The sequence below is a fragment of the Nocardioides sp. Soil796 genome (assembly GCF_001429525.1).
Classification (GTDB): Bacteria; Actinomycetota; Actinomycetes; order Propionibacteriales; family Nocardioidaceae; genus Nocardioides.
The window spans coordinates 1-11,558 of record NZ_LMSQ01000005.1 but is presented as its reverse complement, the minus strand read 5'-3'; the positions used below and the strand labels follow the sequence as shown (position 1 = coordinate 11,558).

The window sequence follows — 11,558 nt, the reverse complement described above, 5'->3', positions numbered from 1 at the left end:
ACGCGGGGTCCGGCGAGCCGTCAGGCCTGCTCGTCCTTGCGGTGCAGCTCCTCGTCGATCGGGAACCGCAGTTCCTTCTGCCGCTCGATGGCCGCACCGATCAGCCCGGCGAAGAGCGGGTGCGGCTTGGTCGGCCGCGACTTCAGCTCCGGGTGCGCCTGCGTGGAGACGTAGTAGGGGTGCACGTCCTTGGGCAGCTCGGCGAACTCGACCAGGTTGTTGTCGGGCGACGTGCCCGAGAACACCAGTCCGGCCGCCTCCAGCTGGTCGCGGTAGGCGTTGTTCACCTCGTAGCGGTGGCGGTGGCGCTCCTCGATCTCGGCCGCGCCGTACGCCTCACGCACCACGCTGCCCTCCTTGAGGTGGGCCGGGTAGGTGCCCAGGCGCATGGTGCCACCCAGGTCACCGGCGCCCTCGACGAAGGACTTCTGCTCCTCCATCGTGGCGATCACCGGCTCCGGGGCGTCGGCGTCGAACTCGGTCGACGCCGCCTTCTCGAGGCCGGCCTCCGAGCGGGCGTACTCGATGACCATGCACTGCAGGCCAAGGCACAGGCCGAGGGTCGGGATGCCGTGGGTGCGGGCGTAGGTCAGGGCGCCGAGCTTGCCCTCGATACCGCGGATGCCGAAACCGCCGGGCACGCAGATCGCGTCGACGTCGGAGAGGTGCTTGGCGGCACCGGCGGGCGTGGCGCACTCGTCGGAGGCGATCCACTCGATCTTGACCTTGGCCTCGTGGGCGAAGCCGCCGGCTCGCAGTGCCTCGCCGACCGAGAGGTAGGCGTCGGGCAGGTCGATGTACTTGCCGACCAGGGCGACCGTGACCTCCTCGGAGGGGTGGTGCACGCGGCGCAGCAGGTCGTCCCAGACGGTCCACTCGACGTCGCGGAACGGCAGGTTCAGACGGCGTACGACGTAGGCGTCGAGGCCCTCGGAGTGGATCACCTTCGGGATGTCGTAGATCGACGGGGCGTCGGCGCAGTTGATCACTGCTTCCTTGTCCACGTCGCACATCAAGGAGATCTTGTCCTTGATCGACTGGGGCACCTCGCGGTCCGAGCGAAGCACGATCGCGTCGGGCTGGATGCCGATCGAACGCAGCGCGGCCACCGAGTGCTGGGTCGGCTTGGTCTTCAGCTCACCAGAGGGCCCGAGATAGGGCACCAGCGAGACGTGCAGGAAGAAGCAGTTGTCGCGGCCGATGTCGTGGCGCACCTGGCGGGCCGACTCGAGGAACGGCAGCGACTCGATGTCGCCGACCGTGCCGCCGATCTCGGTGATGACGACGTCGACGTCGTCGCCACCCATCGCGCGGACCCGGTCCTTGATCTCGTTGGTGATGTGCGGGATCACCTGGACGGTGTCGCCGAGGTAGTCGCCTCGGCGCTCCTTGGCGATCACCGTGGAGTAGACCTGCCCGGTCGTCACGTTCGCGATCTGGTTCAGCTCGGTGTCGAGGAACCTCTCGTAGTGACCGATGTCGAGGTCGGTCTCGGCGCCGTCGTCGGTGACGAAGACCTCACCGTGCTGGAACGGGTTCATCGTTCCGGGGTCGACGTTGAGGTAGGGGTCGAGCTTCTGCATCGTGACGCGAAGTCCCCGTGACTTGAGCAGATTGCCCAGGCTCGAGGCCGTGAGGCCCTTGCCGAGAGAGGAGGCGACGCCTCCGGTCACGAAGACGTGCTTGGTGTGCGCCGATGAGGCCAAGGAAACTCCCGCTGTCAGACTGGGTATGGAGAACTGCGTGTCTGCTACGGGGTTCTAGGCTACCAACGGAAACGCCTGTTGGAGCAATCAGCCCCGCGGAACGGCCCCGTCATTTCCGTGGACGCCGTAGTGACCGGGTCCACCGGCGCCCTCCGCGGCCAAGGCGAGCACCGTCGCGAGCTGTCCCGAGCGGGTCTGCACGGAGTCGACGGTCGACACCGCAGCGGCGGCGGCCGAGTCGTCCCGGAGCTGGCTGAGCGTGTCGGACTCGGTGTCCCCGGCGACCACGACACCGTCGGTCCCGTGCGCCAGACCCGTCACCAGGCCCGAGAGCAGCTTGTCGAGACCGGTGCCGGTCAGCTCGTCACCGAGCACGACCAGGGTGAGGCTGCCGCGCTTGTCGCCACCAGCGGTCGTGGTCAGCAGGTCGGCACTGGTGAGGCTGGAGAGGATGTTGCGCGCCCCGGTGTCGGTCGCGACGCCCGCGTCGGTGGCGGTGGCGACGGCCCGGCTCATCACCTGGCCCATCCGGACGTACGTCGAGGCGCCGTCCTCGACGCCCGAGTCCTTGGTGGTCTCGACGAGCTGCGCGCCGAGCGTGTCGACCAGCGAGCCCTCGTCTGCCGAGAGCAGCGTCTTGCCGAGGGCGTAGCTGCCGGTGACCGAGCCGCCGGACGCCTTGATCTGCGCGGTCAGCGCGGCGACCCGCTTGGCGTCGGCGCCGGGCAGGGTCACCAGCGAGATCGGGCGGCCCTTGAGTGCGGCGGACACCCGGGTGCCGGCCACCGTCGCACCGAAGTCGTCCTGGAAGCCGGAGACGAGGCGGGCCTCCTCGAGGTCGCCGCTGAGCCGCTGGTTGTCCTTGCGGACCTCGCTGGCGGTGTCGGAGCCCCGCCCGATCTCGGACAGGGGGCCGCCGCCGAGCGCCACGCCGACGGCGAGGGCCAGCAGGACGGCAACGATGGAGACGACGTGGTAGCGGAACGAGATCACGGGAGAAGTCCTTTGACGCGGTCGAACAGGTCCGGAACGTGCGGGCTGAGGTCGTCGAGCCATTGCTGGCCGACGGGGGTCACCGCGATGGCAGCCACCACCGCCACCAGTCCGGCGAGCAGGATCAGCCAGAGGTGCCACGTGCGCACGCGTCCGGCGTACAGGGCGGGGACGGTGCGGGCGTCGACCAGGGTGGCGCCGACCCGCAGCCGGGTGAGGAACGTGGAGGCCAGGCCGCCGCGCTGTCGGTCGAGGAAGTCGTCGAGGCTGGCGTGCGCACCGACGGCGACGACCAGCGATGCCTCCCCCAGGGCCGCCAGCATGAGGCCGGCGTCCTCGGCGGTGGCACCGGTCTCGAAGCGCAGCGGGCGTACGCCGAGGCGCTCGAGCGAGTCCATCGGAGTGCGGCCGGTGCCCCGGTCGACCAGGACCACGACGTCCTCGGCGCCCCGGAGTGCCTTCGGCGAGACGCGGGTCTCGTCGGAGTCGGCGCTGTTCGGTGAGCTCATCACGACGACGTCGGGCTTCATGCCGGCGGCCAGCAGCGCGTCGGCACCGGCGTCGACGGCCACCAGGACCGGGCGTTGCTCGCGCAGGTAGCGGCGCAGCCCCTTGAGCTCGTCCTCGTGGTCAGGACCGGGCACGACGACCACGACGGGACGTCCGGCCATCTTCGTGCCGAGGCGCGGCGCGCCCCTGCCGTGCAGGAGGAGGTCCTGCTCGCGACGCAGGAACTCCGACGTGTTGTGGGTGAAGCTGTCGAGCTGGCTGCCCATGCCGCTGCGGGCGTCGCCGAGCTCGATGTTCAGCAGGTCGGCGTCCAGCACCCGGCCGCTGGCAACCGTCTCCTCACCGGCGAAGACCGAGCCCTGGTGCAGCCGCACGCTGCGGCCGTCCTTGAGCGCACGGAACGACTCCGGTCCGACCGAGTCGACCAGGGTGATGCCCGCGTCGACCAGGATCTTGGGGCCCTGGCTGGGGTAGCGACCGGAGATGAACGGCGAGGCGTTCACGACGGCGACGACCTCTGCGTCGACGAGACGCTGGGCCGTCGCCCGGTCCATGTCGAGGTGGTCGAGCACGGCGATGTCACCGGGTTCGAGGCGGCTGAGCAGGGTGGGCGTGCGGCGATCGACCCGGGCGGTCCCGACGATGCCGGGAGGCGCGGCTTCACGCGGCTGGCGAGTGGGCAATTTCATGACCGATTCATGGTGGCACGCGGCCCCCTGCGGATTCGGGAGGCCACGCGGAGCGTGACCCGTTGCACCCCGTCACGGGACCCGGGCCCCGACGCGCCGCTCCAGTGGGCTTCGGAGCGTCAGTCAGGAACGGGCCGCGCGCGCCGTCTCGAGCAGCTCCTGGGCGTGCGCCAGGGCGGTGTCGGACTCCTCCATGCCGGCCAGCATGCGGGAGAGCTCGCGCACCCGTTCGGCGTCGTCGAGGACGGTCAGTCCGGACGTGGTGACCGTGCCGTCGCTGGACTTGGCCACGACGACGTGCCGGTCGGCGTACGCCGCCACCTGGGGCAGGTGGGTCACCACCAGCACCTGCGAGGTGCGGGCCAGGGTGGCCAGTCGACGGCCGACCTCGACCGCCGCCTTGCCGCCCACACCGGCGTCGACCTCGTCGAAGACGAACGTCGGGACAGGACTGGTCTCGGCCAGGGCCACCTCGAGGGCCAGCATCACCCGGGACAGCTCACCGCCCGAGGCACCCTTGTGCAGGGCACGGGCATCGGCGCCCTTGTTGGCGGCCAGCAGGATCTCGACGTCATCGAGACCGCTGGAGCCGTAGCGCACCCACCGCCCGTCGACCGGGAGCGGCGACCCGGCCTCCTCCACGTCGTCCGGGGCGTCGACCTCGCGCTGGCGTACGTCGACCACCACACTCGCGTGCGGCATGGCGAGCAGGGTCAGCTCGTCGGAGACCACGGTGCCGAGTCGTCGTGCTGCCTCGGTGCGGGCCTGTGACAGTGCGGCACCGGTCTCGGCCAGCTCGTCGCGCTGTCGGACCCGGTCGGCCTTCAGCTCGGCGATGTGGTCGTCGGTGCCGTCGAGGTCGAGCAGCTTGCGGGACGCCTCCTGCGACCAGGCCAGCACCTCGTCGGCGGTGTCGCCGTACTTGCGGGTCAGCGCGGTCAGTGCCGCGCGGCGTTCGGAGACCACGGCCAGGCGGGCGGGGTCGATGTCGAGGCCGCTGGCGTAGGAGGCGACGTCGGCGGCCACGTCGGAGAGCAGGTAGGTGACCTCCGCGAGCCGGTCGGCCAGGCCGGCTGCGACGGGGTCGTGGTCGCGTACGCCGTCGAGCAGTCGTCGGGCCGCGCCGGCCGCACCGAGCGCGTCGGGGCCACCCTGTTCGGCAGAGAGCGCCTCACGCGCCTGCTCGGCGGCGGTCCTGAGCGTGTCGACGAAGCCGAGGCGGGACTCCTCCGCGGCCAGGTCGTCGTCCTCGCCGCTCTGCGGGTCGACCGCCTCGATCTCCTCGAGGCCGAAGCGCAGCAGGTCGGCCTCACGGGCGCGTTCACGGGCCGACGCGACCACCTCGACCAGCTCGGCCTCGGTGGCCGCGAGTGCGGCATACGACTCGATGTAGCGGTCGAAGAGCTTCTGCACGTCGGTGCCCCCGAAGAGGTCGAGGGCGCGGCGCTGCGCCGCCTGCTTGAGCAAGCGGTGCTGGTCGGACTGGCCGTGCACGGCGACGAGGCCGTCGGTGACCTCGGCCAGTTGTGAGGCGGGCACGGAGGCTCCCCCGACGAAGGCACGGGACCGGCCCTCCCCCGCGATGTTGCGGGCCAGCACGACGCGGCCGTCCTCGGCCTCACCGCCGAGGTCGTCGACCTCGGTCAGGAAGGACGGCAGGGACGAGGCGTCGACGACTCCCTCGACCCGTGCCGATCGGGCGCCCGAACGCACCGCTCCGGGATCGGCACGACCGCCGAGGAGCAGTCCGAGCGCCGTGACCACCATGGTCTTGCCGGCACCGGTCTCACCGGTGATGACGGTCAGGCCGGGGCCGAGCTCGAGGGTCGAGGAGTCGATGACGCCCAGCGACTGGATGCGGATCTCCTCGATCACGACTCTCCACCGCCATTGCGCCGACGTCGTTCGGAGGCGCCACGCCAGCCCTCGACCGAGAGCCCGAACTTGGCCACCAGCCGGTCGGTGAACGGGGCCTGGTGCAGTCGGACCAGGTGCACCGGCGAGGCTCCGCGGCGTACCTCGATGCGCGCACCGGGGGGCAGGTCGACGGTGCGGCGCCCGTCGCACCAGAGCACGCCGGCTCCTTCGGTGCGGGCCAGCACCTCGACGGCCAGGACCGAGGTGGGCGCCACGACCATGGGTCGAGCGAAGAGGGCGTGGGCGCTGATCGGCACCATCAGGAGTGCCTCGACGCCGGGCCACACCACGGGTCCGCCGGCACTGAAGTTGTACGCCGTGGAGCCGGTCGGGGTCGCGCAGACCACGCCGTCGCAGCCCCAACGAGACAGCGGTCGGCCGTCGATCTCGACGACCACCTCGAGCATGCGTTCGCGGGCCGCCTTCTCGACGCTCGCCTCGTTGAGCGCGAAGGTGCTGGCCACCAGCTCCTTGTCGCGGTAGACCGACACGTCGAGGGTGAGGCGCTCCTCGGCCGTGTAGTTGCGGTGGATGATCGCCTGGATCGTCGACTCGACGTCGTCGTACTCGGCCTCGGCCAGGAAGCCGACGTGGCCGAGGTTGACGCCGAGCAGGGGCGTGGACTGTCCGTGGGTGATCTCGGCGGCGCGCAGGATGGTGCCGTCGCCGCCTATGACGACCGCGAGCTCGCAGTCGGTCGCGGCCGCCGGGCTCTCCGGGACGACCTCGATCTCGGGGTCGAAGGACGCGGGATCGAGGTCGAGGTCGGCCGCCTCGGGGGCCAGCAGGCGTACGACGATGCCGTGGTCGGTCAACGCCTTGGAGAAGGCGCGCGCCACCTCACGGGCGTCTTCACGTCCCGTGTGGGCCAGCAGGAGCACGCGTCTGGCTTCAGTCACGGGTCAACCCTCTCACCCGGCACCCCCAGGGCACCGGAGCGCTCCACCTCGGCGGTGATCTCGTCTGCCCCGATGGTCGCCTCCCCGGCGCGCATCCACAGGAAGAACTCGACATTGCCCGACGGACCCGGCAGTGGGCTGGTGGTGACCGCCCTGGCACCCCAGCCACGTCGGGCGGCGGCCGCGGCGACGGCCTGGACGGCTTCGGCGCGCAGCGACAGGTCACGGACCACGCCCCCCTTGCCGACCCGGTCCTTGCCCACCTCGAACTGCGGCTTGACCATGAGCGCGAGGTCGCCGTCGTCACGGGTCACGCCGATCAGCGCGTCGAGGACGAGCTCGAGAGAGATGAACGAGAGGTCGCCGACGACCAGGTCGACGGGTTCGCCGATGGTCTCCGGGGTCAGGTCGCGGATGTTGGTGCGGTCGTGCACCTCGACTCGTTCGTCCTGGCGCAGCCGCCAGACCAGCTGGCCGTACCCGACGTCGACGGCCACCACCGCAGCGGCACCGTTGCGCAGCAGCACGTCGGTGAAGCCGCCGGTCGAGGCGCCCGCGTCGAGGCAGCGGCGTCCGGTGACGGAGAGGCCGAGGGGCGTGAAGGCGGCCAGCGCTCCGGCCAGCTTGTGGCCTCCACGGGAGGCGTAGTCGGGACTGTCCGGATCCTCGATGACGACGATCGCGACGTCGGTGGTCACGCCGGTGGCCGGCTTGCCGGCGATGGCGCCGTTCACCTTGACCCGGCGGGCGGCGATCAGCTCGCTGGCATGCTCACGGGAGCGGGCCAGTTGGCGGCGTACGAGTTCGGCGTCGAGCCGCAGGCGTCGTGGCGGCACGGCGGTCAGGGGCGCGGCAGGCGTGGGCCGTCGAGGGCCCCGCGCAGCTGCTCGTGGGCCTGCTCGAAGACCGCGACGTGCTCGTCGACCGGCTTCTCGGCCAGGGTGTCGAGGCTGTCGAGCACCCGGTCCACCGCGTGGTTCCCGGTGTGCGCGGTCGCGGCCGGTGCGTGCTCTTCCGCATCGCCCGCTGCCGACTGGTCCTCGGTCCCGTCCGCGTAGTCCTCGACCGGCGTGGGTTCGTCCGCCTCGAACACGTCTGACGCATCGGATTCTTCGGGCACCTCGACCGGGGCCTGGCCGGCGTTCGGCTCGCCCGGGGCGGGCCGCGCCTGTTCGTCGGGACGGCCCAGGGGCGGGCCCGGCTTGGGGAACTGAACGCTCATGTCGTCACCGTACCTGTCCGCCGCCGTCGGTTGGTGGGTCGACACCGGCCACGTCGAGCGCGTGCCCGCGTGCGTCGAGGTGTGCCCAGGCGACCGTGGCGGCGACCCGCCACCAGTCGTCGTCGGCACCGGCGCCCTCGATCGAGAGCCGCCCCTCACGGACCGCGCCGCGCCACCCGCCGAGCACGACGTGCTCACCGTCGCGGGTCGGCGCCGGATGAGTGTCGAACAGTCCCCCGAGGTCGCTGGCGACGTACGTCGGCCGCAGCTCCGGCCGTGCGGTCGCAAGGTCGCCGAGCCCGGTGACTCCGGTCAGCACGAGCAGCGAGTCGAGCCCTGACCCGTTGGCGCCCTCGATGTCGGTGTCGAGGCGGTCCCCGACCATCAGCGGGCGCCTGCCGCCCACCCGGCGTACGGTCTCGTCGAGCAGTGGACGCTGCGGCTTCCCAGCGACGATCGGCTGCACACCGGAGAACTCACTCAGCATGCGCACCTGCACGCCGTGGCCGGGACCGACCCCGTAGTCCATCGGCACGGTCAGGTCAGTGTTGGAGGCGACCCACGGCAACCCGTCGCGAATCAGCACCGCGCCCTGCATGAGCCGTCGCCACACGAGGTCCGGGTCGTAGCCGCTGACCACGGCGAGGGGTTCTTCCTCCATGCTGCGGACCGGCCTGAGGCCTTCGGCGACGAGCGCCTCCTCGAGGCCGGCGCTGCCGAGGAGGTAGACCGGTGCACCGGGCTCGAGCATCCCGGCCAGCACGTGCGCGGCTGCCTGCGCCGAGGTGACCACGTCTTCCGGGGATGCGTCGACGCCCAGCTCGGTGAGGTGTTGCGCGACCTTCACCGGCGTCCTCGACGCGTTGTTCGTCACGAAGGCGAGGTGCATGCCGGTCGTACGGGCCCGGCGTAGGTGCTCCGGAGCGCCCGGTACGGCGGCCGGGCCGATGTAGACGACGCCGTCGAGATCCAGCATGGCCAGGTCGAAGATCTCGACCAGCGGGCCGGCTGATGCCTTGAGCACCGGTGACCTCCTGGTTCATTGCCCGATCACGACCCGTTGGGGGTCGCGCCCTACGATGATTTGAATGGAAACCCCGCAGGTGGCGCGCCCACACTTCGACCTGCGACCGTTCCGCGCCCTCAGGCTGGCCAACAGTCATGTGGGCGATCCGGCGTCCCACCGCATCTTCGCCCGACCCTATCGGGCGGTCCCGGCCCGGCTGCTCGAGTGGCGTCGCAAGCGACACCTGACCGTCGACCCGGACCCTGCCCTCTACGTGCACGAGTACACCTCCGCCGGGGTGACCATCCGTGGCCTGGTTGCCCTGGTGGACCTCCCAGCGAGCGAATCGCGCATCTTCGCGCACGAAGACGTCCAGGACGCGCAGGTGCAGCAGCTGGCGCACCGGATGCGCGAGATGTCGTTGAACCCCGCCCCGATCCTGCTGATGCACCGCGGCACACCGTCCGTGCGCGACGTGTTGCACGAGACCACCCGGGGCGAACCGCAGCTCGTCTACACCGATCGCGGTGACCAGCTCCAGCGGATCTGGAGGATCACCGACCCGGACACCGTCTCGCTCCTGCGTGCCGAGGTGGCCGACACCCACGCCGTCATCGCCGACGGGCACCATCGCTACGCCGCTGCGCAACAGCTTCGCACGGACGAACCCGGCACCGGCTGGGACCAGACCCTCGTCATGCTGATCGACCAGGCCGACACCCCGCTGCAGCTGTGCGCGATCCACCGCACGATCCCCCGCCTCTCCCTGGACACGATTGCCGAGAACGCGCGGGAGTACGGCGACCGGTTCCGCACGCACTCCTCGAGCCACAAGGCGCTGGCCAAGCTCGAGCACGCGCTGGTGCTGCACGACGGGCAGGAATGGGCCACGCTCACACCTGCCGCATCACCGCCGATGCTGATCACCTGGCTCCACGAGGTGCTGCTCCCCCGGTGGCAGGTCGACGCCTCAAAGCTGGTGTTCCACCACTCGGCGAGTGACGCCATCACCCGTGCCGGCCACGGCGTGAGCGTGCTCCTGCCGGCCCCGACGTTCGACCAGGTGGACAGCTCGGCACTCTCGGGTCATCTTCTCCCCCAGAAGGCCACCTCCTTCCAGCCCAAGCCGCACCTCGGCGTGCTCATGCGGGAACTGAACGACGAATGAGTCGGCCCGCAGTGGCCTCCACCTCCAGCCTCGACACCGGCGCACCGCCGACGCGGAAGAACCGACGGCGCAGCACACCCTCGACCACGACCACGTCGCCGGCGCCCCACTTCGCGACCGAGCGCCGAAGCCTGGCCGACCACACCGAGCAGTCGACCCAGTCGACGCCGGGACGGTCGCCCTCCGGTCTCGGCACCACGACGCGCAGGGTCCACACGGCATCGCCACTGGGCAGGATCTTCTCTTCCGGCGACTTCGAGAGCCGCCCTTCCAACACGACCTGATTCGTCATGGTCATCACCTCCACGACCAGATTGCTGCGCAGCGCAGACAACCTGTCCCGTGCAGGGCCAGGCCTGTGGAGAACCCGTACGCGAAGTCACCTGTGCGCCGAAACCGGCGCACGCCGACCGCAGACCTGCCTGAGGCCGCGGAACGACGCCGGTTCCGGACGCCAAGTGGCCGGAACCACACGTACTGTCCCGGCATGGCTACGCACTGGACCATCGGGGCCGACGCGCTCGACCCGGAAGCACTCGCCGCGTTCTGGAGCAGCGCCCTCGGATACGTCCACGAGCCGGGCTACGACAACCCGGACGGCGCCTCGATCATCGATCCCGACGGCACGGGCCCTGCCATCGGCTTCCTGCGCGTGCCCGAGCGCAAGACCTCGAAGAACCGCTTCCACATCGACATTCGCGTGGCGGGCGAACAGCCCTGGGACCACGCAGAGCGCGCGCGGCTCATCCGCGCCACCGCCGCTCGACTCGTGCAGGCAGGCGCCACCGAGCTCCGAGATGAGGAGTACGCCGACGAGCGCGGCACTGTCCTCGGTCATGTCGTGATGCATGACCCCGAGGGCAACGAGTTCTGCGTCGCCTAGACCTCAGCCAGCAACCTCGGGCTCCGGATCGTCCTGCCAGGCCACCGCGCTGATCCGCCACCGACCGGAAACCCGGACCAGCTGCACGGACTTCGTTCCCCCACCCTCGAATCGTTGACCTGACTGACGTCCCTGTTTCGCATACCGCCCGAACCAGTGCGCGACGTCTCCGCGCACCTCTGTGCTCCCCTCGACCCGCCACTCACGGAAGTCCTCGAGCGCTCCCTCGGTGAGCAGGGCGAGCCTCGGCACGATGAACGACTCGACGTCGTCCTCGTGCGGTCCTTCGGCTCTCAACGTCACGATCGTGGCGTGCGGGAGGAACAGCTCGCCTACGGCGTCCAGTCTGGCCACGCACTCCGGGCCACTGGTGAATGCCGCCAGGAACTGGTCCACGACATCCTCGACCTCGGTCACCTCGTCGGCAGACACAGATGCGGCACCACCACTCATGCCGGAGAACCTAGCGTCACCTGCTGAAGCAGGACACCCTTTTTCAATGTCAGTTGGGTTGTTCGAGTTGTTGGGCGCGGGTGGCGGCGTCGGTGAGTTCGTCGCCGTCGAT

12 protein-coding genes are annotated in these 11,558 nt (G+C 70.6%); 2 read left to right on the top strand and 10 right to left on the bottom strand.

The genetic code is table 11. The features are described from left to right. Positions 1-20 precede the first annotated feature (20 nt). The 8 genes from ASH02_RS02650 to ASH02_RS02615 form a co-directional block, all read right to left on the bottom strand. Positions 21-1,706 carry a CTP synthase gene (locus ASH02_RS02650; RefSeq protein ID WP_056686157.1) on the bottom strand — a complete coding sequence of 562 codons (1,686 nt, stop codon included), beginning with the start codon at positions 1,704-1,706 and terminating at the stop codon, positions 21-23. Between the two features lie 87 nt (positions 1,707-1,793). Next, complete coding sequence (locus tag ASH02_RS02645; RefSeq protein WP_056686154.1) at positions 1,794-2,699, bottom strand: copper transporter; 906 nt, start codon at positions 2,697-2,699, stop codon at positions 1,794-1,796. Next, positions 2,696-3,898, bottom strand: a complete 1,203-nt coding sequence (steA, locus tag ASH02_RS02640) for a putative cytokinetic ring protein SteA (RefSeq protein WP_056686151.1) — start codon at positions 3,896-3,898, stop codon at positions 2,696-2,698. The genes ASH02_RS02645 and steA overlap by 4 nt, the downstream gene beginning before the upstream one ends. A 123-nt stretch (positions 3,899-4,021) precedes the next feature. Next, the gene (recN, locus tag ASH02_RS02635; protein WP_056686147.1) at positions 4,022-5,773 is read right to left on the bottom strand and encodes a DNA repair protein RecN; all 1,752 of its coding nucleotides are present in this window, start codon (positions 5,771-5,773) and stop codon (positions 4,022-4,024) included. Continuing rightward, entirely contained in the window at positions 5,770-6,714 is a 945-nt protein-coding gene (locus ASH02_RS02630) for an NAD kinase (RefSeq protein ID WP_056686144.1), read from the bottom strand. Before ASH02_RS02630 ends, recN begins: the two co-directional genes overlap by 4 nt. Continuing rightward, positions 6,711-7,550 carry a TlyA family RNA methyltransferase gene (locus ASH02_RS02625; RefSeq protein WP_056686141.1) on the bottom strand — a complete coding sequence of 280 codons (840 nt, stop codon included), beginning with the start codon at positions 7,548-7,550 and terminating at the stop codon, positions 6,711-6,713. The genes ASH02_RS02630 and ASH02_RS02625 overlap by 4 nt, the downstream gene beginning before the upstream one ends. A 5-nt stretch (positions 7,551-7,555) precedes the next feature. Continuing rightward, a complete protein-coding gene (locus ASH02_RS02620) occupies positions 7,556-7,936 on the bottom strand; it encodes a hypothetical protein (RefSeq protein ID WP_156393730.1) in 381 nt (126 codons plus the stop codon). 4 nt (positions 7,937-7,940) lie between these two features. Further along, complete coding sequence (locus ASH02_RS02615) at positions 7,941-8,960, bottom strand: HAD-IIA family hydrolase (RefSeq protein WP_235532643.1); 1,020 nt, start codon at positions 8,958-8,960, stop codon at positions 7,941-7,943. 64 nt (positions 8,961-9,024) lie between these two features. Here ASH02_RS02615 and ASH02_RS02610 point away from each other — a divergent pair, with 64 nt between their 5' ends. Then, complete coding sequence (locus tag ASH02_RS02610; RefSeq protein ID WP_056686135.1) at positions 9,025-10,110, top strand: DUF1015 family protein; 1,086 nt, start codon at positions 9,025-9,027, stop codon at positions 10,108-10,110. On the opposite strand, the gene ASH02_RS02605 is transcribed toward ASH02_RS02610, so the two are convergent. Then, the gene (locus ASH02_RS02605; RefSeq protein WP_235530231.1) at positions 10,085-10,402 is read right to left on the bottom strand and encodes a single-stranded DNA-binding protein; all 318 of its coding nucleotides are present in this window, start codon (positions 10,400-10,402) and stop codon (positions 10,085-10,087) included. The two genes, ASH02_RS02610 and ASH02_RS02605, sit on opposite strands and share 26 nt — an antisense overlap. 195 nt (positions 10,403-10,597) lie before the next feature. On the opposite strand from ASH02_RS02605, the gene ASH02_RS02600 reads away from it, so the two are divergent. After that, positions 10,598-10,993 carry a VOC family protein gene (locus tag ASH02_RS02600; protein WP_056686131.1) on the top strand — a complete coding sequence of 132 codons (396 nt, stop codon included), beginning with the start codon at positions 10,598-10,600 and terminating at the stop codon, positions 10,991-10,993. Between the two features lie 3 nt (positions 10,994-10,996). On the opposite strand, the gene ASH02_RS02595 is transcribed toward ASH02_RS02600, so the two are convergent. After that, entirely contained in the window at positions 10,997-11,425 is a 429-nt protein-coding gene (locus ASH02_RS02595) for a nuclear transport factor 2 family protein (protein WP_200959062.1), read from the bottom strand. Positions 11,426-11,558 lie beyond the last annotated feature (133 nt).